The organism is Streptomyces sp. YS-3, assembly GCF_045257485.1.
Taxonomy (GTDB): domain Bacteria; phylum Actinomycetota; class Actinomycetes; order Streptomycetales; family Streptomycetaceae; genus Streptomyces.
In genome coordinates this window covers 30,749-54,790 of record NZ_JBJHPC010000003.1, presented here as the reverse complement: position 1 = coordinate 54,790, position 24,042 = coordinate 30,749, and the positions used below count along the sequence as shown (strand labels likewise).

Sequence of the window (24,042 nt, the reverse complement as noted above, 5' to 3'; positions counted from 1 at the left end):
GGAGCCGGGGCGGGTGGTGGAGCTGGGGTGCCGGCCGCCACGGCCCTCGCCCAGGACCTGCCAGCCGCCGCGTGTCAGCGTGATGTACGCGCCGCAGCGCAGCCCGTGCAGGGTGCAGGCGTCCCGCAGGCCCCACATCCAGGCGCCGTCCTCCTCGGTCCAACGCTCGTCGCCGTCACGGCAGTAGAGCAGCACGGCCGTGCGCACCGGGGTCCGGCGGCGCAGGTCGTGCGGGATCACCCGGCGCAGATGCGCGAGGAGCGCGTTGCGGAACTCCCAGCCGTCCGCGGGGCCCGGGCGGCGCACGAACGAGGCGCTGGCCGCCAGCCGTTCCTCGTGGTCCAGGACCGCGATCACGGCCGTCGACGGGGTCGGGTCGTGCCGGGTGTGCAGGCCGACGACCACCTCGCGGGGGTTGCCCAGCAGCGGGATGCCCGCCGCGGCCCACTCGGCGGGCTCCAGCATCCTGGCGAGGCGGTTCCCGGAGGCCGCCGACGTGAGGGACGACGCACCTGCCGAGGCTGTGGACGGAGCGAATCCGAAGGTCACGGTCCTCCCTTCCGGATACGCGCCCACGCTGCGGGCAGGGTCGGGTGAGGGCGCGGCACGGCACGGCCCGAGCCGCCGGGTCCACCGATGAGGCGCGGCTCCAATTCTCGCTGGCTCACGGGCACGCGGCAACGAGCAAATGGAGCCGCTGACTGGAATCGGAGGGTATGACGCTCATATCCCTGCCCCGTCATCCCACCGGTCACTCCCCAAGACCTCCGCTGGTCATCCCTGAACGGCGAGGACCAGCGGAAACACCCCCTGCGCACCTGCCCGGCGCAGCAGCCTGGCCGCCACCGCCAGCGTCCAGCCGGTGTCCGCGCGGTCGTCGACGAGCAGCACCGGGCCGCCCGCCTCCCGCACCGCCGCGGCCACCTCGTCCGGCACCGTGAACGCGTGGTGCAGGGCGCGCACCCGCTGGGCGCTGTTGGACGCGGGGACCCGGGACCCGGCGGCCCCCTCCCCGTACTCCACGCGCCCCAGGAGCGGCATCCGGCCGATCTCCGCGATCCGGGCGCCCAGCGACTCGACGAGCCGGGGCCGGGTCAGCGAGGCGACCGTGACCACGCCGGCGGGCCGGGGCGGTGCGTCGGGGCCGCCGGAGGCCCAGCCGCCGGGGCCCTTGGCCCAGTCCGTCAGGACCGTCACCACCGCGTCGACCACATCGTCGGGGACCGGTCCGTCGGGGCTCTGGGGGGCGAGCATGGGGCGCAGCCGGTTGCCCCAGCCGATGTCGGAGAGGCGGCCCAGCGCCCGGCCCGGGAAGGCCTGTTCGCCCGCGGGGATGCGGCCCTTGAGGTCCACGCCGACCGCCGCGAGGCCGGTGGGCCACATCTTGCGGGGCTCGATCTCGACGCCCGGCCGGGTGAGCTCGCCCCTTGCCGCTTCCAGTGCCGTACCGGAGACGCCGGCCGTGAAGCGGGCGCCCGCGCAGTTGTCGCAGCGCCCGCACGGGGCCGCCTCCTCGTCGTCGAGCTGGCGGCGCAGGAACTCCATCCGGCAGCCCGTCGCCGAGGCGTAGTCCCGCATCGCCTGCTGTTCGGCCTCCCGCTGGCGGGCCACCCATGCGTACCGCTCCGCGTCGTACACCCATGGCTCGCCCGTGGAGGTCCAGCCGCCCTTGACGCGGTGGACCGCGCCGTCCACGTCGAGGACCTTGAGCATCGTCTCCAGACGGGTGCGCCGCAGCTCGACCAGCGGCTCCAGGGCGGGCAGCGACAGGGGGCGGTCCGCCCGCGCCAGCACGTCCAGGGTGCGGCGGACCTGCTCCTCGGGCGGGAAGGCGACCGAGGCGAAGTACTTCCAGATCGCCTCGTCCTCCTTGCCGGGCAGCAGCAGTACCTCCGCGTGCTCCACACCGCGGCCCGCGCGGCCCACCTGCTGGTAGTAGGCGATGGGGGAGGAGGGCGAGCCCAGGTGGACCACGAAGCCGAGGTCCGGCTTGTCGAAGCCCATCCCGAGCGCGGAGGTGGCGACCAGCGCCTTGACCCGGTTGGCCAGCAGATCGTCCTCGGCCTGCTGGCGGTCCGCGTTCTCCGTGCGGCCCGTGTAGGAGGTGACCGTATGGCCGCACTGGCGCAGATACGCGGTGACCTCCTCGGCGGCGGCCACCGTCAGCGTGTAGATGATCCCGGAGCCCGGCAGCTCGTCCAGGTGGTCGGCGAGCCAGGCCAGCCGGTGCGCCGCGTCCGGCAGCGCCAGCACGTTCAGACTCAGGCTCTCGCGGTCCAGGGGGCCGCGCAGCACCAGCGCGTCGGTGTCCGCGCCCGTCCCCAGCTGCTCCGCCACGTCGGCCGTCACGCGCGCGTTGGCCGTCGCCGTCGTCGCCAGGACCGGGACGCCCGGGGGCAGCTCCGCGAGCATGGTGCGCAGCCTGCGGTAGTCCGGGCGGAAGTCGTGGCCCCAGTCCGAGATGCAGTGCGCCTCGTCGACCACGAGAAGGCCGGTCGCGGCCGAGAGCTTGGGCAGCACCTCGTCGCGGAAGTCCGGGTTGTTGAGGCGCTCCGGGCTCACCAGCAGGACGTCGACCTCGCCGGCGGCCACCTCGGCCTGGACGGTCTCCCACTCCTCGGTGTTCGAGGAGTTGATCGTGCGGGCGCGGATGCCCGCGCGGGCGGCGGCCTCCACCTGGTTGCGCATCAGCGCCAGCAGCGGGGAGACGATCACGGTGGGGCCGCTGCCGCGCTCGCGCAGCAGCGAGGTCGCCACGAAGTACACCGCGGACTTGCCCCAGCCGGTGCGCTGGACGACCAGCGCCCGGCGCCCCTCGGCGACGAGCGCCTCGATGGCGCGCCACTGGTCCTCGCGCAGCCGGGCCGCTCCCGTGGGGTCGCCGACGAGGCGGGCCAGGACGGCGTCGGCCCGGGTGCGCAGATCCGTGGTGCTCGTGTCGTTCATGCCCCCATACAACAGGACACCTCTGACATCCGGCCCGCCCCGGGGGCGCGCGCGGACTCGCGCCGCGCCCCGGGAGGAGGCCGCTACGGCATGGTGTGGTCCGAGCGCAGCCCGTCGAGCACGATGTCGATGTAGCGCCGCCAGTCGCCGCTGCGGCGGTGCACGATCGAGGTGAGGCCGCAGGTCAGGGCGAGGATGTCGGCGCCCGCGATGTCGGTGCGGATGGAGCCGGCCGCCTGGCCCTTGCCGACCAGGTCCACGAGCTCGGCCTCCAGATCGGCGCGCATGGTGCTGGGCGGCCCCTCGGAGCCGAGCGTGCCGCCGATGACGCTGGCGAAACCCCGGTCGCGCGCCTCCACCTCGCCGACCCGGGTGAGCAGCATCTGGAGCGCCTCAAGAGGCTCGGCCGACTCGCGGCACACCGTGCGGTAGTACGTGAGGATCTCGCCGAAGCGCTGCTGGGAGGCCGCCACGACCATGGCTTCCTTGGTGGGGAAGTGGCGGTAGAGCGTGCCCACGCCGACCTCGGCATGCCGGGCCACCTCGTCCATGGACACGTTGGCGCCGCGTTCCGCAAAGAGCTCGCGCGCCGCGTTCAGGACCCGGGCCCGGTTGCGCTCCGCGTCAGCCCGGAGCCGGCGGCCACCGCTCTCACTGACCGGCGTTGACGTTGGCATACGGAACCTCCCTCCGTTTGACTCTACTATGCACTGCCTCCACCCACTGAACCAGCCCCGACTTCACGCCAGTTGGGGTATGCGGTTCGCAGTTGCCCAGTCGGTTCCGCAGGGCGCCCCCGGGTGTTGACAATGGCCTGGTAGCTGCCGTGAGACGGAAGGACGAACACGATGTCGTTGCCCCTGGGGCGTACGAGTGCGCCGGAGGTGTCGGCGTCGGTGGAGGCATTCCTGACGGAGCCGCACATCGGCGTACTGACCACCATCCGGCCCGACGGGTCCCCGCACGTGGCACCCGTGCGGTTCACCTGGGACGCGGAGGCGGGGCTCGCCCGGGTGATGACGGTGTCCACCTCCCGCAAGGCCCGCAACCTGATCGCCGCCCCGGGCTCGCGGGTCGCCATCTGCCAGGTCGCCGGGTTCAGTTGGGTCACGCTGGAGGGCACGGCCGAGGTCCGCGACGAGCCCGCGCGGGTCACCGAGGGCGCGCGCCGCTACACCCGGCGCTACCGCTCGGGCCCGCCCAACCCGCCGGGCCGGGTGGTGGTCGAGATCCGCGTCGACCGGGTGATGAGCCTGAACGTCTAGAGAACGCGGGAGAGCGCGGCGGTACGGGGAGTGTCCTCCCCGTACCGCCGCGCTCTCGTTCGGCGGGGCTCAGCCCTTGCGGGGCGGGGTGCCGGTCACCCAGATCATGCGCAGCGACAGCAGGCTCAGCCGCCAGCCGTCCGGAGTGCGCCGGGCCTCGGCGCTCACCAGGCTTCCGTTGGCGAATATCGGGTCGCGCTCGGCGTCCTCCGGATGGTCGGAGGGGTGGTGCACATGGGTGGAGACGATGTTGGCGCGCAGGGAGGCCCGGTCGCCGTCGATCTCGACCACGGCGGGCGAGTTGATGTGCTGGGTGCGGGCGAAGGCCGCCAGAGCGGTGCTGTGGTACTCGGCGAGGCCGGCGATCCCCTCGTGCCGGCTCATCGGGAACTCGACGACGGCGTCCTCGGTGAACAGCCCCCGGGCCCAGGCGTCGTCGAGCTTGTCGTCGTCCAGATTGATCAGGTAGCGGTCGAGCAGTCCCGCGACATCGGCGGTGGATTGGCTTGAGGTCATGGTTGAGGATGACGCCGGAACAGGCCTCTGACCAAGACTCCTTGTAGCGGAGTTGACGTACTTGTCAAAGGCCTGTACTAGCAGCTATTTACGCTCACCGGGGCCCTCGGGATACTGGAGAAACGCCAGTCGGAAGAGGGTAGATGGATAACTTTGACGCGGACGTAATTATCGCGGGAGCCGGCCCCACAGGACTCATGCTCGCAGGCGAACTGCGCCTGAACGGCGTGTCCGTGATTGTCGTCGATCGCCTTGCCGAGCCGATACAGCAGTCGCGTGCGCTGGGATTCTCCGCCCGGACCATCGAGGAATTCGGCCAGCGCGGACTGCTGGAGCGATTCGGTGGTGTGGACGTCATTCCGGTCGGTCATTTCGGCGGAGTGTCCATCGATTACCGGTTGGTCGAGGGCGGCTCCTACGGGGCCCGGGGCATCCCCCAGTCGCGTACCGAGGGCGTGCTGGCCGGCTGGGCCGGGCAGCTGGGCGCCGAGGTCCGCCGCGGGGTCGAGGTCACCGGCCTGAAGGACGGCGCCGACGGGGTCACCGTCGAGGTCAGCACGCCCGGCGGCCCGGCCACGCTGCGCGGCCGTTACCTGGTGGGCGCGGACGGCGCCCGCAGCGCGGTGCGCAAGCTCGCGGGCATCGACTTCCCCGGCACCGACCCGGCCATCGAGCTCCGGTTCGCCGACATCAGCGGGGTGCCGCTGCGCCCGCGCTTCAGCGGCGAGCGGGTGCCCGGCGGCATGGTCATGGTGCTGCCGCTCGGCCCGGAGCGCTGCCGGATCGTCTACTTCGACCGGAGCGAGCCGCTCCGCAAGAGCCCGGACCCGATCACCTTCGACGAGGTGGCCGAGGCGTTCAAGCGCCTGTCCGGCGAGGACATCAGCGGCGCCACGGTGCACTGGGTCTCCACCACCACCGATGTGAGCCGCCAGGCCGCCGAGTACCGCAAGGGCCGGGTCTTCCTGGCCGGCGACGCCGCGCACATCCATCTGCCGATCGGCGCCCAGGGAATGAGCGCCGGCGTGCAGGACGCGGTGAACCTCGGCTGGAAGCTCGCCCTGGACATCAAGGGCCAGGCTCCCGAGGGCCTGCTCGACACGTACCACTCCGAGCGCCACCCGGTCGGCGCCCGGGTGCTCACCAACACCCTCGCCCAGCGGATCCTGTACCTGGGCGGCGACGAGATCACCCCGCTGCTCGACGTCTTCACCGAGCTCACCGAGTTCGAGGACGTCCAGAAGACGCTGATCGGGATGGTCACCGGACTCGACATCCGCCACGACGTGGGCGAGGGCGACCATCCGCTCCTCGGCCGCCGTCTCAAGGACGAGGAACTGGTGGTCAACGGCGAGAAGACCACCAACTTCGAGCTGCTGGCGGCCGGCCGGGCCGTTCTGTTCGACCTCACCGACGACTCCCACCTGCGGTCGCTCGCCGCGGGCTGGGCCGACCGTGTCACCACGGTCACCGCCGAGCAGCACGACTGCGACGCCGGTCTGGACGCCTTCCTGGTGCGCCCCGACGGTTACGTCGCCTGGGTCTCCCCCTCCGCTTCGCGCACGGAGGGGCTCGTCGAAGCCCTCAACCGATGGTTCGGCCGGCCCAACTGAGCAGGGTCCGAAGCCCCGTTCTCTCATACCCGTACCTCGAAGGAAGCGAAGAACATGCCCAAGATCTCCAGCGATGACAAGAACCTCACCGTCCTCAACCTCTTCTCCACGGACGCCCCGGAGAAGCAGGAGGGTCTGCTCGGCGCGATGCGCGAGATCGTCGACTCGGCGGCCTACCCGGGCTGGATGTCCTCCACCGTGCACGCCGGTGTGGACAAGCCGGGCACGGCCAACTTCATCCAGTGGCGCAGCCGCGCCGACCTGGAGGACCGCTACGACGGCGAGGAGTTCAAGCACCGCACGCTCCCGCTCTTCGGCGAGCTGACCACCTCGATCCGGCTGCTCCAGAACGAGATCGCGTACTCCCAGACCAAGTCGGGCGGGGACGTCGAGATCTCCCCGGAGCGCTCCGACTACACCGTGATCGCGGTCTTCGGTGTCGAGGAGAAGAACCAGGACGCCCTGGTGGACGCGCTCGGCCCGTCGATGAAGTTCCTCGGTGAGGTTCCCGGCTACGTCTCCCACACGGTCCTCAAGGGCATCGCCGCCCGCGGTCTCGAGGGCTCCTTCGTGGTCTCCTACTCGCAGTGGGAGAGCAAGGAGGCGTTCGACGCCTACCAGGCCGTCGCGCAGGACGACAAGCCCGCCGCCCGTCTGGACGCCGAGAAGCGCACCGGTTCGCTCCTGACGTCGGTGGACTCCAACACCTACCGGGTCGTCCACACCCGCGCCGCCGGCCAGTAACACCGGGCGCGAAAACGCACCACCGCACCTCACGAAACGCCCGGCTCCCTTTCTGGAGCCGGGCGTTCCGGCATTTCCGGCCCCGTTGTCCGGACAAGACGCTCCGGTCCGCGACCTGACGGCACCTGACGCCGACGTGACAATTACGCACCGCACCGCTGCTCTTCGTTGCGTGTTCTCTGACATGGCTGCGGTGTATTTGCGGAACCTGACCGAACCGGACGTAGACCTGAACCGGGGCGCCTTGAACGGCGAGCGGGATCAGAAGACCCTTGAATACATGATCCGGGGCGTGGTTCGCCACCGCTGATCCTCTCGCTCAACTCCCGTTCATGGCCCTTCGATCCGGGCGCGTCCGACGTCGTACGCGCAGGGAGCCGGGCCAGTGCCGGATCAACCGCAACCGCTGAGGAGCGAAAACGTATGCACAGCACGCTGATCGTCGCCCGCATGGAACCCGGTTCGAGCACCGACGTCGCCAAGCTGTTCGCCGAGTTCGACGCGACGGACATGCCGCACCGGATGGGAACGCGGCGCCGCCAGCTGTTCTCCTACCGGGGCCTCTACTTCCACCTCCAGGACTTCGACGCGGACAACGGCGGTCAGCTGATCGAGGCCGCGAAGAACGACCCGCGGTTCGTCGGGATCAGCGAGGACCTCAAGCCGTTCATCCAGGCGTACGACCCGGCCACCTGGCGCTCGCCCGCCGACGCCATGGCCGCGCGCTTCTACAACTGGGAGGCGGGCGCGTGACAACGCCTCGCAGGGTCGTCATCACGGGGATGGAGGTGCTCGCCCCGGGTGGAATCGGCACCAAGAACTTCTGGAGCCTCCTCAGCGAGGGCCGCACGGCGACGCGTGGGATCACCTTCTTCGACCCCACGCCGTTCCGCTCCCGGGTGGCGGCCGAGATCGACTTCGATCCGTACGAGCACGGTCTGAGCCCGCAGGAGGTCCGGCGCATGGACCGCGCCGGGCAGTTCGCCGTGGTCGCCTCGCGCGGCGCGGTCGCCGACAGCGGTCTGGAGCTGGCCGGCCTCGACCCGTACCGGATCGGTGTCACCGTCGGCAGCGCGGTCGGCGCGACCATGGGCCTCGACGAGGAGTACCGGGTCGTCAGCGACGGCGGCCGGCTCGACCTGGTGGACCACGAGTACGCCGTACCGCACCTCTACAACCACCTGGTGCCGAGCTCCTTCGCGGCCGAGGTGGCCTGGGCGGTCGGCGCCGAGGGCCCCAGCACCGTGGTCTCCACCGGGTGCACCTCCGGCATCGACTCGGTCGGCTACGCCGTCGAGCTGATCCGCGAGGGCTCCGCCGACGTCATGATCGCCGGTTCCTCGGACGCGCCGATCTCGCCGATCACCATGGCGTGCTTCGACGCGATCAAGGCGACGACCAACCGCCACGACGAGCCGGAGACGGCCTCGCGCCCCTTCGACAACTCGCGCAACGGCTTCGTCCTCGGCGAGGGCACCGCCTTCTTCGTCCTGGAGGAGCTGGAGAGCGCCCAGCGGCGCGGCGCCCACATCTACGCGGAGATCGCCGGCTACGCCACGCGCTCCAACGCGTACCACATGACCGGACTGCGCCCCGACGGCGCGGAGATGGCCGAGGCGATCCGCGTGGCGCTCGACGAGGCGCGGATGAACGGCGACCAGATCGACTACGTCAACGCCCACGGCTCCGGCACCAAGCAGAACGACCGCCACGAGACGGCGGCCGTCAAGCGCAGCCTCGGGGACCACGCGTACCGGATCCCGATGAGCTCCATCAAGTCGATGGTGGGCCACTCGCTGGGCGCGATCGGCTCGATCGAGATCGCCGCCTCGGCGCTCGCCATGGAGTACAACGTCGTACCGCCCACGGCGAACCTGCACACGCCCGACCCGGAGTGCGACCTGGACTACGTCCCGCTCACGGCCCGCGACCAGCGGACCGACGCGGTGCTCTCGGTCGGCAGCGGCTTCGGTGGATTCCAGAGCGCCGTGGTGCTCGCCCGTCCCGAGAGGAACCTCGCATGACGTCGTCCGTGGTGGTCACCGGCCTGGGGGTGGCGTCCCCCAACGGGCTCGGCATCCAGGACTACTGGGCGGCGACCGTCGGTGGCAAGAGCGGCATCGGCCGCATCACCCGCTTCGACCCGTCGTCCTACCCGGCCAAGCTGGCCGGCGAGGTCCCCGGTTTCGTCGCCGAGGACCTGCTGCCGAGCCGGCTGCTGCCGCAGACCGACCGGGTGACCCGGCTCGCGCTGGTCGCGACCGACTGGGCGCTCGCCGACGCGGGCATCACCCCCTCCGAACTGCCCGAGTTCGACATGGGCGTGGTGACCGCGAGCGCGGCCGGCGGCTTCGAGTTCGGCCAGGGCGAACTCCAGGCCCTGTGGTCCAAGGGCAGCCAGTACGTCTCGGCGTACCAGTCCTTCGCCTGGTTCTACGCGGTCAACAGCGGCCAGATCTCCATCCGCAACGGGATGAAGGGCCCCAGCGGCGTGGTCGTCAGCGACCAGGCCGGCGGCCTCGACGCCGTGGCCCAGGCCCGCCGCCAGATCCGCAAGGGCACCGCGCTGATCGTCTCGGGCGCCGTCGACGCCTCGGTCTGCCCGTGGGGCTGGGTGGCGCAGCTGGCCAGCGACCGGCTCTCCACCAGCGAGGAGCCGAACCGCGCCTATCTGCCCTTCGACCGTGAGGCCGCCGGGTTCGTGGCCGGTGAGGGCGGCGCGATCCTGATCATGGAGGACGCCGAGGCGGCCCGCGCCCGCGGTGCCCGGATCTACGGCGAGGTCGCGGGCTACGGCTCGACCATCGACCCCAAGGCCGGCTCCGGCCGTCCGCCGGGGCTGCGCAAGGCCATCGAACTCGCCCTGGCCGACGCGGGGGTCGCCCCGGGGGACGTGGACGTGGTCTTCGCCGACGCCGCCGCCGTCCCCGAGCTCGACCGCCAGGAGGCCGAGGCGATCAACGCGGTCTTCGGCAGCCGGGGGGTCCCGGTCACCGCGCCCAAGACGATGACCGGACGGCTCTACTCGGGCGCGGCACCGCTGGACCTGGCCGCCGCGTTCCTCGCCATCCAGGACGGTCTGATCCCGCCGACCGTGCACATCGACCCGGCCGCCGAGTACGACCTGGACCTGGTGCTGGGGGAGCCGCGCACCGCCGAGGTGCGCACCGCGCTCGTCCTGGCCCGTGGTTACGGGGGCTTCAACTCCGCCGTGGTCGTCCGCGCGTAGCGCCCCGCGGGAAGCGTGGTCATCCGACTGCGGACCGTCTGTGGCTGGTCGCGCAGTGCCCCGCGCCCCAGGGGGGCGCGGTACCGCCACAGACACCTGGCAACGCCGTACACCTAAGAAAGGGAAAAACCCATGGCCACCACGTTCACCCTCGACGACCTCAAGCGCATCCTCCTTGAGGCAGCGGGCGCCGACGAGGGCGTCGACCTGGACGGCGACATCCTGGACACCGAGTTCGAGGTCCTGGGCTACGAGTCGCTCGCCCTGCTGGAGACGGGCGGCCGGATCGAGCGTGAGTACGGCATATCGCTGGACGACGACGCGCTGACCGACGCCACCACCCCGCGCGCCCTCATCGAGGTCGTCAACACCCAGCTCTCCTCCGCGTCCGCCGCCTGAGCCACTGACAAGGAAGAACGACATGACCGAGAACACCGCACGGGTCGCACTGGTGTCGGGTGCCACGAGCGGCATCGGGCTCTCCGTGGCCCGGCTGCTCGCCTCCCAGGGGCACCGCGTCTTCATCGGCGCGCGCAACGCCGACAACGTGGCCGAGACCGTCAAGCAGCTCCAGGGCGAGGGCTTCGAGGCCGACGGCTCGGCGCTGGACGTCACCGACGCCGAGAGCGTCAAGGCCTTCGTGCAGTCGGCCGTCGACCGCTTCGGCACCGTCGACGTGCTGGTCAACAACGCCGGCCGCTCGGGTGGCGGGGTGACCGCCGACATCGAGGACGAGCTGTGGGACGCCGTCATCGACACCAACCTGAACAGCGTCTTCCGGATGACCCGGGAGGTTCTGAACACCGGCGGCATGCGCCACAAGGACCGCGGCCGGATCATCAACATCGCCTCCACGGCCGGCAAGCAGGGCGTCGTGCTCGGCGCCCCGTACTCCGCCTCCAAGCACGGCGTGGTCGGCTTCACCAAGGCGCTCGGCAACGAGCTCGCGCCCACCGGCATCACGGTCAACGCCGTCTGCCCGGGTTACGTCGAGACGCCCATGGCCCAGCGCGTGCGCCAGGGCTACGCCGCCGCCTACTCCACCTCCGAGGACGCGATCCTGGAGAAGTTCCAGGCCAAGATCCCGCTCGGCCGCTACTCCACCCCGGACGAGGTCGCGGGCCTGGTCGGCTACCTCGCCTCCGACACCGCCGCCTCCATCACCGCGCAGGCGCTCAACGTCTGCGGCGGTCTCGGCAACTTCTGATCCGGCCAAGCACCCGAACGAGGAGCGGTTATGACGACCCGTGAGGTCGAGCACGAGATCACCATCGACGCCCCCGCAGCCGCGGTGTACCGGCTGCTGGCGGAGGTGACGAACTGGCCGCGGATCTTCCCGCCCACGATCTACGTGGACCAGGTCGGCGAGAACGGCAACCACGAGCGCATCCGGATCTGGGCCACCGCCAACGGCGAGGCCAAGAACTGGACCTCGCACCGCGAGCTGGACCCCGAGGCCCTGCGGATCACCTTCCGCCAGGAGGTCACCACGCCTCCGGTCGCGGCGATGGGCGGCACCTGGATCATCGAGACCCTGGGGGAGAACTCCTCGCGGGTCCGGCTGCTCCACGACTACCGGGCCATCGACGACGACCCCGAGGGCCTGGCCTGGATCGACGAGGCCGTCGACAAGAACAGCCGCTCGGAGCTGGCCGCGCTCAAGCAGAACGTCGAACTGGCCCACGCGACCGAGGAGGTGACGTTCTCGTTCACCGACACCGTCATCGTCCAGGGCTCGCCCAAGGACCTGTTCGACTTCATCAACGAGGCCGACCTGTGGTCCGAGCGGCTGCCGCACGTGGCCGTGGTCCGGCTGACCGAGGACACCCCCGGGCTCCAGACCCTGGAGATGGACACCCGCGCCAAGGACGGCTCGGTGCACACCACCAAGTCGTACCGGGTGACCTTCCCGAACTACAAGATCGCGTACAAGCAGGTCACGCTGCCCGCGCTGATGACCCTGCACACCGGGATCTGGACGTTCGAGGAGACCCCCGAGGGCACGGCCGCCTCCTCGCAGCACACCGTCACGCTCAACACGGACAACATCGCGAAGATCCTCGGACCCGAGGCCACCGTCGCGGACGCCCGTGAGTACGTGCACACCGCGCTGTCCACCAACAGCACGGCCACGCTCAACCACGCCAAGACGTACGCCGAGTCGAAGGGCTGAACCGGAGATGACCACCACGGACCGCCTCGACACCCAGGTCATCGTCGTCGGCGCCGGCCCCGTCGGGCTGCTGCTCGCCGGCGAGCTGCGCCTCGGCGGCGCCGAGGTGGTCGTCCTGGAACAGCGGGCCGCTCCCACCACGGAGTCGAGGGCCTCCACGCTGCACGCCCGCACCATGGAGCTCCTCGACAGCCGCGGCCTGCTCGACGTCTTCGGGACGCCGCCGAACGAGCCGCGCGGCCACTTCGGCGGCATCCCGATGGACCTCACCCTGCCCAGCCCCTTCCCCGGGCAGTGGAAGATGCCCCAGACCCGGAGCGAGGCCCTGCTCCAGGAGTGGGCGCTCTCGCTGGGCGTGGACCTGCGGCGCGGCCACGAGCTGCGCGAGGTCCACGACCGGGGCGGGTTCGTGGAGGCGACCGCGGCCGGGCCCGAGGGCACGGTCGTGGTGCGCGGTGGCTTCCTCGTCGGGTGCGACGGCGAGGACTCCACCGTGCGCCGCCTCACCGGGGCCGAGTTCCCCGGCAACGACGCCGGCCGCGAGCTGCTGCGCGCGGACGTCGCCGGGATCGCCATCCCCAACCGCCGCTTCGAGCGGCTCCCCGCCGGACTCGCCATCGCGGCGACCCGGGACGGGGTGACCCGGGTGATGGTGCACGAGTTCGGCTCCCACGCCGAACCGCGCACCGCGGACCCGGAGTTCGGCGAGATCGCGGCCGTCTGGAAGCGTGTCACCGGCGAGGACATCAGCGGCGGAACCCCGCTGTGGGCGAACTCGTTCGGCGACGCCAACCGCCAGCTCACCCGCTACCGCCACGGCAGGATCCTGTTCGCCGGGGACGCGGCCCACCGCCAGATGCCCATCGGCGGCCAGGCCCTCAACCTGGGCCTCCAGGACGCCTTCAACCTGGGCTGGAAGCTGGCGCTGCACCTGGGCGGCGGTGCCCCCGAGGACCTGCTCGACACGTACCACACCGAACGCCACGAGGTCGGCCGGCGCGTCCTGTCCAACATCAGGGCGCAGGCGATGCTGCTGCTCGGCGGCCCCGAGGTCGAGCCCCTGCGCTCGGTGCTCACCGAACTCCTCACCCACGACGACGTCCGGGCGCACCTCGCCGGGATGATCAGCGGCCTCGACATCCGCTACGACGTCGGCGGCCCCGGGCACCCGCTGCTCGGCGCCCGGCTGCCGGACACGGGCCTGACCACCGGCGAGGGCCCGGTGAACACGGCCCAGTTGCTGCGCACCGCACGCGGTGTGCTCCTCGATCTGTCCGGCGGCGGTGCGGCGCTGCCGGACACCTCCGGCTGGGCCGACCGGGTCACCGTGCTGCCGGCCGCGCCGGAGAAGGACGGCGCCCTCCAGGGCGTGGGCGCCGTCCTGGTGCGCCCCGACGGCCATGTGGCCTGGGCGGGCGGGCCGGACACCGACGGCGCCGGGCTGAGGGAGGCCCTGGAGCGCTGGTTCGGCCCCTCGCGCTGACTCTCCCCGTACCACCCCCGCCCCCGCGTACGACCGCACGACCGCAGGACAGGGAACCACCGGGCACGTCCAGGAAAGGGAACACTATGGAGGGGACAGCCGTGGACACCGATGTCATCATCGTCGGCGCGGGTCCGACCGGTCTCATGCTCGCCGGCGAGCTGCGCCTGGGCGGGGCCCGGGTCGTCGTCGTCGAACGGCTGGCGAAGCCGACCGGGCAGTCCCGTGGCCTCGGCTTCACGGCCCGCGCCATGGAGATCTTCGACCAGCGCGGGCTGCTGCCCCGGTTCGGCCAGGGCGAGACGCTGGAGATCAGCCCCATGGGGCACTTCGGCGGTGTGCAGTTCGACTACACCGTCCTGGAGGGCGGGCACTTCGGGGCGCGCGGCATCCCGCAGTACCGGACCGAGGCGGTCCTGGAGGAGTGGGCGCGGGAGCTGGGCGTCGACATCCGGCGGGGCTGGGAGTTCCTGGAGCTGACCGACGGCTTCCTGGACGGCGACGACGTCGAGATCACCGTCCAGACGCCGAACGCGGTACGCAAGCTGCGCGCCTCCTACCTGGTGGGCGCCGACGGCGGCAAGAGCGTGGTGCGCGAGGCCGCGGGCTTCGACTTCCCGGGCACCTCCGCGACCCGGGCGATGTTCCTCGCCGACGTCACCGGCTGCGAGCTGCGCCCGCGCTTCCTGGGGGAGCGGCTCAACAACGGCATGGTGATGGCGGCCCCGCTCGCCCCGGGCGTGGACCGGATCATCGTCTGCCCCGACAACGCGCCCGCCCGCGCCAGCGGCGAGTCGGTCTCCTTCGAGGAGGTCGCCGCCGCCTGGCAGTCGATCACCGGTGAGGACATCTCGCACGGCGGCGCCGAGTGGGTCAGCTTCTTCAGCGACGCCACCCGCCAGGCCTCCGAGTACCGGCGCGGCCGGGTCCTGCTGGTCGGCGACGCCGCCCACATCCACCTCCCGGCCGGCGGCCAGGGACTGAGCACCGGCGTCCAGGACGCGGCCAACCTCGGCTGGAAGCTCGCGGCGGAGATCGCCGGGACCGCGCCGGAGGGGCTGCTCGACACCTACCACGGCGAGCGCCACCCCGTGGGGGCGCGGCTGCTGATGAACACCCGCGCGCAGGGGATGGTCTTCCTCGGCGGCCCCGAGGCGGACCCGCTGCGGCAGCTGTTCGGCGAGCTGATCCAGTACGACGACGTCAAGCGGCACCTGGCGGGCATCGTCAGCGGTCTGGACATCCGGTACGAGCTGGGCGACGGGCACCCGCTGATGGGGCGGCGCATCCCGCCGCGCACGCTGGTCCTGGCGGACGGCGAGACCAGCACCGCGGCGCTGCTGCACCGGGCGCACGGGGTGCTGCTCGACCTGGGCGACTCCTCGGCCGTACGGGGCGCCGCCGCCGCGTGGCAGGGGCGGGTCGATGTCGTCACGGCCTCGGCCAAGCCGGTGGACGGCGGTACGGACCCGCTCGCGGGCGCGGGTGCCGTGCTCGTACGGCCCGATGGATATGTCGCCTGGGCCGGGGACGACGTTCCGGCCCTGGAGGCCGCCCTCGGGCAGTGGTTCGGTCCGGCGGGTTCGTGACGCGGGAGAGCTCGGTTCTGAAGGCGGTCCCGCGTCCGCGGGCCGTCGGCGGCTGGTCGCGCAGTTCCCCGCGCCCCTTCGGGGGCGCGGGGCCGCGGCGAAAAGAACCTCAACGCAAACGGGGGCATTGATGGAAAGCACGCTCGCACCGGCGGCCGTCTCCCAGGGCGTTCGCAGGATCACCCTGGACGCGGGCGGTGTCACCCTGTCCGCGTTGCTGTGCGAGCCGGAAGGCCCTCCCCGCGCCACCGTCGTCGCCGTCCACGGCGGCGGCATGAACGCCGGGTACTTCGACGGCCAGGCCCACCCCGAGCTGTCGCTGCTCACCCTCGGCGCCCGGCTCGGCTACACGGTCCTGGCCGTCGACCGGCCCGGCTACGGGCACTCCGCCGCGCAACTGCCCGACGGCCTCACCGTCGCCGAACAGACCGACGTACTGCGCGCCGGGATCGACCACTTCACCGCCGAGTACCCGACCGGCGCGGGCATCCTGCTCGTCGCCCACTCCTTCGGCGGCAAGCTGGCGCTCTCGGCCGCCGCCCACTGCACCGGCGACGGCCTCCTCGGCCTCGACATCTCCGGCTGCGGCCACCGCTACGCCGTCACCCCGGGCGTGATCCGCAAGGGCCTCAAGCACATCGCCCGGCACTGGGGGCCGCTGCGGCTGTACCCGCCGAACACCTTCCGCAGCAGCGGCGCCCTGGTGGCGCCGATGCCGGAGCGCGAGGCGGGCGAACTGCCGCGCTGGCCCGAGCGGTTCGCGGCCCTGGCGCCGCGCGTCCGCATCCCCGTCCGGCTCACCTTCGCCGAGCACGAGGGCTGGTGGCTCCACGGCGAGCAGGACCTCGCCGACCTCGCCGCCCAGCTCACCTCCGCACCCCGCATCGTCGTCGACCGCCAGCCGGACGCCGGCCACAACATCAGCCTCGGCTGGGCGGCCCGCTCCTACCACCTGCGCACGCTTGCGTTCCTGGAGGACTGCATCACCAGGGCGGGACGCGATGCCTGAGCATCCGAGCCTATGACCAGCACCTTCGCCCATCCCTTCCGCTCCCTGGCGGTACGTAACTTCCGGCTCTTCGCGGCCGGGCAGGTCGTCTCCGTCGCCGGCACCTGGATGATGGTCGTGGCCCAGGACTGGATCGTCCTGGGCCTGGCCGACAACTCCGGCACCGCCCTCGGCGTCGTCACCGCGCTCCAGTTCACTCCGCTGCTGCTGCTCACCCTGTACGGCGGGCGCCTCGCCGACCGCTACGACAAGCGGCTGCTGCTCACCTGCGCCAATCTGGCGTCCGGTGTGCTGGCGCTGGTCCTGGCGCTGCTGGCGTTCGCGGACGCCGTGCAGCTGTGGCACATCTGGCTGTGCGCGCTGGGCCTGGGCGTCGTCAACGCCGTCGAGGTGCCGACCCGGATGGCGTTCGTCAGCGAACTGGTCGGGCCCGAACTGCTGCCCAACGCCTCGGCGTTGAGCGCCGCGTACTTCAACACCGCACGGGTGGTCGGACCCGCCCTCGCGGGGCTGCTCATCACCGGCTTCGGCACGGGCTGGGTGATGCTGTTCAACTCCGTCAGCTATCTGGCGACCGTCGTCGGGCTGCGGATGATGCGGCCCGGCGAGCTCCTGCTCGGCACCCGGCCGGACACCCGGCCCCGGGTGGTCGACGGGCTCCGTTACGTCGCCGGGCGCCCGGACCTGAAGCTGCCGCTCCTCCTCGTCGGGGTGATCTCGCTCTTCGGGCTCAACTTCCAGCTCACCCTGCCGCTGTACGCCAAGACCGTCTTCCACGCCGACGCGGCCTCCTTCGGGCTGCTCACCACCGGGTTCGCGGCGGGCTCGCTGATCGCCGCCTTCGCCACCACCGCGCGCCGCAGCCGCCCCTCCAGCCGCCTGGTGGTGGGCGCGGCACTGGTCTTCGCGGTCCTGGAGACGGTGGCGGGCTGGGCGCCGGACTTCGCCGCGGCGATCGTGCTGCTGTCGCTCACCGGCGGCGCCACCATCTTCTTCGTCCAGGCCGTCAACCACCGCGTCCAGCTCGGCAGCGACCCGCGCTACCGGGGCCGGGTGATGGCGCTCTACACCCTGATCCTCCAGGGCTCCACCCCCCTCGGTTCGCTGCTCATCGGCTGGCTCGCCGAGCACCTGGGAGCCCGCTCCGGCTTCTACGTGGGCGGCCTGGTCTCGCTCGCGGCGGCGCTCACCGCGCTGGTGTACGACCGCCGCGCCGCCCGCGTCGGGCCCGTCGCCCCCCTGGAGGCGCCCGGGGGCGACGGACACGGCGGCCCCGTCCACGAGGCGGTGGGCCGGTGAACGCGACCCGTACGCCGCTGCGGGCGGCCCCCTCGGCGGGACGGCTGCACCTGCTGGTCTTCCGGCCGCCCGCCGAGGAGGTGGCGTCGCTGTGCCCGCTGATGAAGGCGCTGGACGCGATGGAGGAGGCACGCGCCGCGTCCTATGTGTCGGTGCGCGACCGGATCCAGTACGTCACCGCGCACGCCACCCTGCGCGGCCTGCTCGCCGCGTACACCGGTCTGGAGCCCGGCCGGATCGTGCTGGGCCGGGGCGAGGACCCGTACGGCAAGCCGCGGCTGATCGATCCGCCCGTGCCGCTCCACTTCAACCTCTCGCACAGCCACGGCCTGATCGCCATCGGGGTCGCGGCGGCCCCGGTGGGCGTGGACGTCCAGCGCGTCCCGTCGCCCGAGGCCGTCGAGATGGTGCTGCCCCGGCTGCACCCGCAGGAGCGCGAGGAGCTGCGCGCGCTCCCCGCGGCCGAGCGAACCGTGGCGTTCGCCCGGCTGTGGACCCGTAAGGAGGCCTATCTCAAGGGCCTGGGCACCGGACTCACCCGCTCACCCGCGGCGGACTACCTGGGCGACCGCAACGCCCCGGACCGCCCGCACGGCTGGACGGTGCGCAATGTGCCCGTACAGCCCGGATACGCCGCCGCGGCGGCACTGCGCCACCACCCGACGTGACCGTGAAGGCAGTCGATTCCGCACCAAGGATCCGCAACCTAACAGGGGGAACACCACATTATGTCGACCACGCCGACCACACCGTCCTCTGCCGAGGTCACCGACCGGCTGGACGAGCTCAGCGAGCGCAAGGAGCAGGCCGTCCGCGGCCCCAGCGACAGGGCGACCGAGGCGCAGCACGCCAAGGGCAAGCTGACCGCGCGCGAGCGGATCGAACTCCTCCTGGACAAGGGCAGCTTCACCGAGGTCGAGCAGTTGCGCAGGCACCGGGCCACCGGCTTCGGCCTGGAGGCCAAGAAGCCGTACACGGACGGTGTCATCACCGGCTGGGGCACGGTCGAGGGCCGTACCGTCTTCGTCTACGCCCACGACTTCCGTATCTTCGGCGGAGCGCTGGGCGAGGCCCACGCCTCCAAGATCCACAAGCTGATGGACATGGCCATCGCCGCCGGGGCGCCGCTGGTGTCCCTGAACGACGGCGCCGGCGCCCGTATCCAGGAGGGCGTCTCGGCGCTGGCCGGGTACGGCGGCATCTTCCAGCGCAACACCCGCGCCAGCGGCGTGATCCCGCAGATCTCCGTGATGCTGGGCCCGTGCGCGGGCGGCGCCGCGTACTCGCCCGCCCTGACGGACTTCGTCTTCATGGTCCGTGAGACCTCGCAGATGTTCATCACCGGCCCGGACGTGGTGCAGGCGGTGACCGGCGAGGAGATCAGCCAGAACGGGCTCGGCGGCGCCGATGTGCACGCCGGGGTCTCGGGCGTGGCCCACTTCGCCTACGACGACGAGGAGACCTGCCTCGCCGAGGTCCGCTATCTGCTGTCGCTGCTGCCGTCCAACAACCGGGAGATGCCGCCGCCGGCCCAGACCTCGGACCCGGCGGACCGCGAGGCCACGGCCCTGCTCGACCTGGTACCGGCCGACGGCAACCGCTCCTACGACGTGCGCTCGGTGATCGAGGAGCTCGTCGACGAGGGCGAGTACATGGAGATCCACGCCAACTGGGCGCCGAACCTGGTCGTCGCGCTGGCCCGGCTCGACGGCCATGTCGTCGGTATCGTCGCCAACCAGCCCTCCGCGATGGCGGGCGTCCTGGACATCAAGGCGAGCGAGAAGGGCGCGCGGTTCGTCCAGTTCTGCGACTCCTTCAGCATCCCGCTGATCACCCTGGTCGACGTCCCCGGCTTCCTGCCGGGCGTGGACCAGGAGCACGACGGCATCATCCGGCGCGGCGCGAAGCTGCTCTACGCGTACTGCAACGCGACCGTGCCCCGGATCTCGGTGGTGCTGCGCAAGGCGTACGGCGGTGCCTACATCGTGATGGACTCGCGCTCGATCGGCGCGGACCTGGCGTTCGCCTGGCCGACCAACGAGATCGCGGTGATGGGCGCCGAGGGCGCGGCGAACGTGGTCTTCCGCCGGGAGATCGCCGCGGCCGAGGACCCCGACGCGATGCGCGCGCAGAAGATCGAGGAGTACAAGAGCGAGCTGGTGCACCCCTACTTCGCGGCGGAGCGCGGTCTGGTCGACGACGTCATCGACCCGCGCGAGACCCGCTCGGTGCTGTGCCGTTCGGTCGCGATGCTGATCGCCAAGGACGCCGAACTGCCCCGCCGCAAGCACGGCAACCCGCCCCAGTAGGCCCGACTTCCGTAGACAAGGGACCGACATGAGCGAGATGACCCAGATCACCGAGCCCGCCGAGAACACCGAGACCGCCGGGAGCGCCGCCGGGACCGCGGGGATGACCCTGGAGCACTGCCGTGAGCTGCTGAGAGTGGAGCGCGGTAATCCGGATCCGGAGGAACTCGCGGCGCTGGCCGCGCTGTTCTTCGCGCACTTCTCCGCGATGGAGGCGCGGGCCGAGGCGGCCCGGGTGATGATCCCCAGGCAGCGCCGCTCGGCGAGCTGGCGCCGCACCGACCGGGCGACGGGCTTCGACGGCCCGCGCACCTGGCGGGCCGGCGGCCCGGTGCTCGCCTGACCACATGACTGACGGGCCGTCAAATACGGTCCGGAGACGCGCATTCCGCGTAGCGAGCGGTACCCAGCGCCCCGGGTGGGGCCGTCCGGACCAGGGCGGCCCCACCCGGGGCGCGCCGCTGTTCGGGCCGTCGGACTTTACTTGACACACACTCTCCCCGACGACCATTCTGTGCGGTGAATGGGGGTCTTCGTCATGCAGGTGTTGGCGTACTGCAAGCTACAGCCCGATCACAGGGAGCGCTGGGAGGCGCGGGGCGCGCCCGGCTGAGGCGCAGTACCGGCCTATTCAAGCCACCGGCGGTCGTGACGCCACTTGGACACCTGTTAGTTAACTTCTTGTCAGCAGACCCACCCCAATTCCGTAAACCTCCAGGCCGTTGTGGCAAACATCATGTCATGACTGCGTCAACGATAGAGGTGCGCCAAGATGGCCGGATTATGCGAGTCGCGGCGCGTTACCCTTGGTTGAATCAACGGACCTACCAGTGTTCCGCTCCCGCATGGCGAGGACTGGTTGACGAGGGCTCCCCGTCGTGATCACGTAGAGAAACGAAGAGGGCGCCCTGTCCGGTCTCGCTCAATAACCGACACAGTTTATTTGTTATTTGCTCGAACCTCTTTGAATTCCGTAGCAGCGGTCTGTAGGTTCGTCGTTGTTCGTCGGTGAGATCCGGATCGGATCTCAAAGTGGACTCACTCAGATGGGGGAGGGACATGACTCGCGGGGGAGGCATGACTCAGAGTTCGGCAGAGGCAGTGCTGGAGCCTCATATACCTGTCCAGCGTGGTCCAGGGGGACCACACCTGATCGAAGAGGGCGTGTCGGAAGCGGTACGCAGGGTGGCGGGCCTCTCCCGGGGCCGGCGGATCCTCGTGGTCGACAGCGACGTCGACGGCGCGGAGTCCCTGGTGTGCAGGCTGCGCAGGCACGGCCACGAAGCCATCGGCGTGAAGAGCGGAAGCACCGCCCTGCAGGCGTACGAGGACGTCGACCTCGTCCTGCTGGACCTGGAGCTCCCGGACCTCGACGGCCTGGAGGTCTGCCGGGCCATCCGCTCGGTCAGCGGCATCCCGGTCATCATCGTGACGGCCCGCGGCTCCGAGCTCGACTGCGTCCTCGGCCTCCAGGCCGGCGCGGACGACTATGTGGTCAAGCCCTACGGCTTCCGGGAATTAATGGCACGGATCGAAGCCGTCATGCGCCGAGCGAGGTTCCAGCCGCCCGTTGCCAGAGAGATCTTGCACGGGCGGTTGCGCATTGACGTGAGCTCCCGCGAGGTGAGCCTGGACGGCCGTGAGGTGGGTCTGACCCGCAAGGAATTCGATCTGCTCTGCCTGCTCGCCTCGCATCCGGACACGGTCATTCCGCGCAAGCGCCTGCTTCAGCAGGTATGGGGTGATTCATGGTCGCGTCGCACTGTCGACACTCATGTCAGCAGTCTACGCGGGAAGCTCGGCGACAGTGGTTGGATCATTACCGTGCGCGGGGTCGGTTTCAAGCTGGGCAACGGGTAATTTCCGCCTTTCGCTCCGCCCGCACCACAGGAAAAACAAGTTGAACAACCGTCATATATCCGGGGAATTGTTTCGGACGGTGACCGTGAAAGGCCACCGCGGGTGAGACGGGTTTACGGCCGGGGCCTCCGGGGCGATGTGATTGCCCCCGAGGCCCCGTTTCATTACCACTGATCCGCCGGAATATCCATGGTGTGCAACATCGCCCTCGCACACCCGAGTGCACCCGGCACACACGAAAGGCCCCCGCGGTCCGGCTCGGCCGGTGCGGGGGCCTTTCGTCTGTACTGCCGCCTGTTTCCTACGGGTTGAGGACCCAGGCGGAGTTGTGCTGCGTGAACCCGATGTGCGGGTAGTACTCCACGGCCGCCGGCGCCGACAGCAGGATCACCTTCGCCCGCGGGGCCTCCTGCCGGGTGGCGTCGATCAGCGCCCGGCCGATGCCCGAGCGCTGGTAGTCGCCGCTCACCGCGATGTCCGAGAGGTAGGTCGCGTAGCTGAAGTCGGAGATGCTGCGCGCGATGCCGATGAGCCTGCCCTCCGCGCGCGCCACGACCACGAGATTGGCGTTGCGCACCATGGCGGCGAACCGCTCCACGTCCTCGATCGGACGGCGCTCACCGAGCCCGGAGGAGCGGTAGACCTCCAGGACCTCCTCCAGGTCCAGGTCCGCACCCTCCACACGCTCAATCTTCCAGGTCACGAAGTTGCTCCAATCGATCGAGAATCACGCCGTGGTTGACGAGGAAACGCTCCGGGCGGAGCTGGCCGATGTCCATGCCCTCCTGGCGCAGCGTGTCCCCGAAGTGCTCGCCGGTGGCGATCGTACGGTTCGCGGCTGCCTGGACGGCGCGGTAGGCCTTCTCCCGCTCGACCCCGTCGGCCAGCAGGTCGGCGAGGACCGCCGAGCTGTAGACGAGGCCGTCGGTGCGGTCGATGCCCTCGCGCATCCGCTCCGGGAACACCTTGAGGTCGCGGACCAGCCGGGTCGCCATGGTGGCCTGGAAGTGCCCGACCGACAGCGCGTCGGGCAGGATCACCCGCTCCACCGACTGGTGCGCCAGATCGCGCTCGTGCCACAGCGCCACGTTCTCCAGCGCGGTGGCCGCGTATCCGCGCAGCAGCCGCGCCAGACCGTTCAGCCGCTCGCTGGTGGTCGGGTTCCGCTTGTGCGGCATGGCGCTGGAGCCCTGGTACGCGGAGGTGCGCTGCTCCTCCACCTCCCGGACCTCGGTGCGCTGGAGCAGCCGCAGCTCCAGGGCGATCTGCTCGATGCTCGCGCCCAGCAGGGCGACGGCCTGGAGCAGCTGGGCGTGCCGGTCGCGGGCGACGACCTGGCTCGGCGCCGGCTCGACCCCCAGCCCGAGCTCCTCGCAGACGTACGCCTCCACCGAGGGGTCGATCAGCGCGTACGTGCCGACCGAGCCGGAGATGGTGCCCACCGCCACGGCCTTGCGGGCCGCCTTGAGGCGGGTGAGCGAGCGGTCCACGGAGAACGCGAACTGCGCCAGCTTGTGGCCGAAGGAGGTCGGCTCGGCGTGCACACCGTGGGTGCGGCCGACGATGACCGTCTCCCAGTGCTCCAGGGCCCGTTCGACCAGGACCTTGCGCAGCTCCACACCGGCCGCGAGGACCAGGTCGGTGGCGCGGGCGAGGTTGTGTCCGAGGGAGGTGTCGACGAGGTCGTAGCTCGTCATGCCGAGGTGGACCCAGCGGGCCGACTCGTCGGGGATGCCCTCGCAGTAGGCGGCGAGGAACGAGAGCACTTCGTGGTCCCGTTCCCGCTCGATCTCCTGCACCCGCTCGGGCGTCGGGACCGCGGCCCGCCGCATGTCCTCGACGGCGTCCTCGGGCACCCGGCCCAGGCGCACCTGGGCCTCGGAGGCGAGGATCTCCACCCGGACCCAGGTCGCGTAACGCGCCCGGTCCGAGAAGATGTCCGCCATCGCGGGCAGGGTATAGCGGGGAATCATGTGGGCCAGCACCCCCAGGGTGAGCTTGTCGACA

Annotated in this window: 23 protein-coding genes; 17 read left to right on the top strand and 6 right to left on the bottom strand. The window is 71.2% G+C overall.

Going from position 1 to position 24,042, the window contains the following annotated elements:
- From ACJA3G_RS00730 to ACJA3G_RS00720, 3 genes are all read right to left on the bottom strand, one after another.
- Nucleotides 1-549, bottom strand: a 549-nt coding sequence (locus tag ACJA3G_RS00730) for a hypothetical protein (protein ID WP_406550858.1), incomplete at its 3' end; no start/stop codon positions are given.
- 225 nt (nt 550-774) lie between these two features.
- Nucleotides 775-2,946 (bottom strand): RecQ family ATP-dependent DNA helicase, encoded by a 2,172-nt coding sequence (locus ACJA3G_RS00725; protein WP_406550857.1) that lies wholly within the window; start codon nt 2,944-2,946, stop codon nt 775-777.
- Nucleotides 2,947-3,029: 83 nt separating this feature from the next.
- Nucleotides 3,030-3,623 carry a TetR/AcrR family transcriptional regulator gene (locus ACJA3G_RS00720; RefSeq protein ID WP_406550856.1) on the bottom strand — a complete coding sequence of 198 codons (594 nt, stop codon included), beginning with the start codon at nt 3,621-3,623 and terminating at the stop codon, nt 3,030-3,032.
- A gap of 171 nt (nt 3,624-3,794) precedes the next feature.
- On the opposite strand from ACJA3G_RS00720, the gene ACJA3G_RS00715 reads away from it, so the two are divergent.
- A complete protein-coding gene (locus tag ACJA3G_RS00715) occupies nt 3,795-4,211 on the top strand; it encodes a pyridoxamine 5'-phosphate oxidase family protein (protein WP_406550855.1) in 417 nt (138 codons plus the stop codon).
- Nucleotides 4,212-4,280: 69 nt separating this feature from the next.
- Here the strand turns inward: ACJA3G_RS00715 and ACJA3G_RS00710 are convergent, their stop codons facing one another.
- Nucleotides 4,281-4,727, bottom strand: coding sequence for a nuclear transport factor 2 family protein (locus ACJA3G_RS00710; protein WP_406550854.1), 447 nt, complete (start codon nt 4,725-4,727; stop codon nt 4,281-4,283).
- A gap of 143 nt (nt 4,728-4,870) precedes the next feature.
- Here ACJA3G_RS00710 and ACJA3G_RS00705 point away from each other — a divergent pair, with 143 nt between their 5' ends.
- The 16 genes from ACJA3G_RS00705 (at nt 4,871) to ACJA3G_RS00630 (ending at nt 22,035) form a co-directional block, all read left to right on the top strand.
- Entirely contained in the window at nt 4,871-6,340 is a 1,470-nt protein-coding gene (locus ACJA3G_RS00705) for an FAD-dependent monooxygenase (RefSeq protein ID WP_406550853.1), read from the top strand.
- A gap of 54 nt (nt 6,341-6,394) precedes the next feature.
- Nucleotides 6,395-7,084, top strand: coding sequence for an antibiotic biosynthesis monooxygenase family protein (locus tag ACJA3G_RS00700; RefSeq protein ID WP_406550852.1), 690 nt, complete (start codon nt 6,395-6,397; stop codon nt 7,082-7,084).
- Between the two features lie 423 nt (nt 7,085-7,507).
- Nucleotides 7,508-7,837 (top strand): TcmI family type II polyketide cyclase, encoded by a 330-nt coding sequence (locus tag ACJA3G_RS00695; RefSeq protein WP_361383184.1) that lies wholly within the window; start codon nt 7,508-7,510, stop codon nt 7,835-7,837.
- The gene (locus tag ACJA3G_RS00690; RefSeq protein WP_406550851.1) at nt 7,834-9,108 is read left to right on the top strand and encodes a beta-ketoacyl-[acyl-carrier-protein] synthase family protein; all 1,275 of its coding nucleotides are present in this window, start codon (nt 7,834-7,836) and stop codon (nt 9,106-9,108) included. The genes ACJA3G_RS00695 and ACJA3G_RS00690 overlap by 4 nt, the downstream gene beginning before the upstream one ends.
- Nucleotides 9,105-10,313: a ketosynthase chain-length factor gene (locus tag ACJA3G_RS00685; RefSeq protein ID WP_406550850.1), complete on the top strand. Its 1,209-nt coding sequence runs from the start codon at nt 9,105-9,107 to the stop codon at nt 10,311-10,313. Before ACJA3G_RS00690 ends, ACJA3G_RS00685 begins: the two co-directional genes overlap by 4 nt.
- Nucleotides 10,314-10,445: 132 nt before the next feature.
- Nucleotides 10,446-10,712, top strand: a complete 267-nt coding sequence (locus tag ACJA3G_RS00680; protein ID WP_389896960.1) for an acyl carrier protein — start codon at nt 10,446-10,448, stop codon at nt 10,710-10,712.
- 22 nt (nt 10,713-10,734) lie between these two features.
- Nucleotides 10,735-11,520 (top strand): 3-oxoacyl-ACP reductase FabG, encoded by a 786-nt coding sequence (fabG, locus tag ACJA3G_RS00675; RefSeq protein WP_406550849.1) that lies wholly within the window; start codon nt 10,735-10,737, stop codon nt 11,518-11,520.
- Nucleotides 11,521-11,550: 30 nt separating this feature from the next.
- Nucleotides 11,551-12,486 (top strand): aromatase/cyclase, encoded by a 936-nt coding sequence (locus ACJA3G_RS00670; RefSeq protein ID WP_406550848.1) that lies wholly within the window; start codon nt 11,551-11,553, stop codon nt 12,484-12,486.
- Between the two features lie 7 nt (nt 12,487-12,493).
- Nucleotides 12,494-13,969 carry an FAD-dependent monooxygenase gene (locus ACJA3G_RS00665; RefSeq protein ID WP_406550847.1) on the top strand — a complete coding sequence of 492 codons (1,476 nt, stop codon included), beginning with the start codon at nt 12,494-12,496 and terminating at the stop codon, nt 13,967-13,969.
- 86 nt (nt 13,970-14,055) lie between these two features.
- On the top strand, nt 14,056-15,558 hold the full coding sequence (locus ACJA3G_RS00660) for an FAD-dependent monooxygenase (protein WP_406550846.1): 1,503 nt from the start codon (nt 14,056-14,058) through the stop codon (nt 15,556-15,558).
- A 130-nt stretch (nt 15,559-15,688) separates the two neighbouring features.
- On the top strand, nt 15,689-16,567 hold the full coding sequence (locus tag ACJA3G_RS00655) for an alpha/beta hydrolase (protein WP_406550845.1): 879 nt from the start codon (nt 15,689-15,691) through the stop codon (nt 16,565-16,567).
- A 12-nt stretch (nt 16,568-16,579) separates the two neighbouring features.
- Nucleotides 16,580-17,866 (top strand): MFS transporter, encoded by a 1,287-nt coding sequence (locus ACJA3G_RS00650; RefSeq protein ID WP_406550844.1) that lies wholly within the window; start codon nt 16,580-16,582, stop codon nt 17,864-17,866.
- Complete coding sequence (locus tag ACJA3G_RS00645) at nt 17,863-18,534, top strand: 4'-phosphopantetheinyl transferase family protein (RefSeq protein WP_406550843.1); 672 nt, start codon at nt 17,863-17,865, stop codon at nt 18,532-18,534. The genes ACJA3G_RS00650 and ACJA3G_RS00645 overlap by 4 nt, the downstream gene beginning before the upstream one ends.
- Before the next feature lie 60 nt (nt 18,535-18,594).
- Nucleotides 18,595-20,175, top strand: coding sequence for an acyl-CoA carboxylase subunit beta (locus tag ACJA3G_RS00640; protein ID WP_406550842.1), 1,581 nt, complete (start codon nt 18,595-18,597; stop codon nt 20,173-20,175).
- 28 nt (nt 20,176-20,203) lie between these two features.
- Nucleotides 20,204-20,518, top strand: a complete 315-nt coding sequence (locus ACJA3G_RS00635) for an acyl-CoA carboxylase epsilon subunit (protein WP_406550841.1) — start codon at nt 20,204-20,206, stop codon at nt 20,516-20,518.
- Between the two features lie 734 nt (nt 20,519-21,252).
- Complete coding sequence (locus ACJA3G_RS00630; RefSeq protein ID WP_406550840.1) at nt 21,253-22,035, top strand: response regulator transcription factor; 783 nt, start codon at nt 21,253-21,255, stop codon at nt 22,033-22,035.
- Between the two features lie 301 nt (nt 22,036-22,336).
- On the opposite strand, the gene ACJA3G_RS00625 is transcribed toward ACJA3G_RS00630, so the two are convergent.
- Nucleotides 22,337-22,738: a GNAT family N-acetyltransferase gene (locus tag ACJA3G_RS00625; protein ID WP_406550839.1), complete on the bottom strand. Its 402-nt coding sequence runs from the start codon at nt 22,736-22,738 to the stop codon at nt 22,337-22,339.
- Complete coding sequence (gene purB, locus ACJA3G_RS00620) at nt 22,722-24,008, bottom strand: adenylosuccinate lyase (protein ID WP_406550838.1); 1,287 nt, start codon at nt 24,006-24,008, stop codon at nt 22,722-22,724. The genes ACJA3G_RS00625 and purB overlap by 17 nt, the downstream gene beginning before the upstream one ends.
- Nucleotides 24,009-24,042 lie beyond the last annotated feature (34 nt).

Bases quoted from the DNA above. Each gene is read 5' to 3' on its own strand.
- ACJA3G_RS00660 (WP_406550846.1), top strand. From the start codon at position 14,056: ATGGAGGGGACAGCCGTGGACACCGATGTCATCATCGTCGGCGCGGGT.
- fabG (WP_406550849.1), top strand. From the start codon at position 10,735: ATGACCGAGAACACCGCACGGGTCGCACTGGTGTCGGGTGCCACGAGC.
- ACJA3G_RS00685 (WP_406550850.1), top strand. From the start codon at position 9,105: ATGACGTCGTCCGTGGTGGTCACCGGCCTGGGGGTGGCGTCCCCCAAC.
- ACJA3G_RS00650 (WP_406550844.1), top strand. From the start codon at position 16,580: ATGACCAGCACCTTCGCCCATCCCTTCCGCTCCCTGGCGGTACGTAAC.
- ACJA3G_RS00720 (WP_406550856.1), bottom strand. From the start codon at position 3,623: ATGCCAACGTCAACGCCGGTCAGTGAGAGCGGTGGCCGCCGGCTCCGG.
- ACJA3G_RS00700 (WP_406550852.1), top strand. From the start codon at position 6,395: ATGCCCAAGATCTCCAGCGATGACAAGAACCTCACCGTCCTCAACCTC.
- ACJA3G_RS00665 (WP_406550847.1), top strand. From the start codon at position 12,494: ATGACCACCACGGACCGCCTCGACACCCAGGTCATCGTCGTCGGCGCC.
- ACJA3G_RS00695 (WP_361383184.1), top strand. From the start codon at position 7,508: ATGCACAGCACGCTGATCGTCGCCCGCATGGAACCCGGTTCGAGCACC.
- ACJA3G_RS00640 (WP_406550842.1), top strand. From the start codon at position 18,595: ATGTCGACCACGCCGACCACACCGTCCTCTGCCGAGGTCACCGACCGG.
- ACJA3G_RS00680 (WP_389896960.1), top strand. From the start codon at position 10,446: ATGGCCACCACGTTCACCCTCGACGACCTCAAGCGCATCCTCCTTGAG.
- purB (WP_406550838.1), bottom strand. From the start codon at position 24,008: ATGATTCCCCGCTATACCCTGCCCGCGATGGCGGACATCTTCTCGGAC.
- ACJA3G_RS00655 (WP_406550845.1), top strand. From the start codon at position 15,689: ATGGAAAGCACGCTCGCACCGGCGGCCGTCTCCCAGGGCGTTCGCAGG.
- ACJA3G_RS00630 (WP_406550840.1), top strand. From the start codon at position 21,253: ATGACTCAGAGTTCGGCAGAGGCAGTGCTGGAGCCTCATATACCTGTC.
- ACJA3G_RS00705 (WP_406550853.1), top strand. From the start codon at position 4,871: ATGGATAACTTTGACGCGGACGTAATTATCGCGGGAGCCGGCCCCACA.
- ACJA3G_RS00710 (WP_406550854.1), bottom strand. From the start codon at position 4,727: ATGACCTCAAGCCAATCCACCGCCGATGTCGCGGGACTGCTCGACCGC.
- ACJA3G_RS00725 (WP_406550857.1), bottom strand. From the start codon at position 2,946: ATGAACGACACGAGCACCACGGATCTGCGCACCCGGGCCGACGCCGTC.
- ACJA3G_RS00635 (WP_406550841.1), top strand. From the start codon at position 20,204: ATGAGCGAGATGACCCAGATCACCGAGCCCGCCGAGAACACCGAGACC.
- ACJA3G_RS00715 (WP_406550855.1), top strand. From the start codon at position 3,795: ATGTCGTTGCCCCTGGGGCGTACGAGTGCGCCGGAGGTGTCGGCGTCG.
- ACJA3G_RS00670 (WP_406550848.1), top strand. From the start codon at position 11,551: ATGACGACCCGTGAGGTCGAGCACGAGATCACCATCGACGCCCCCGCA.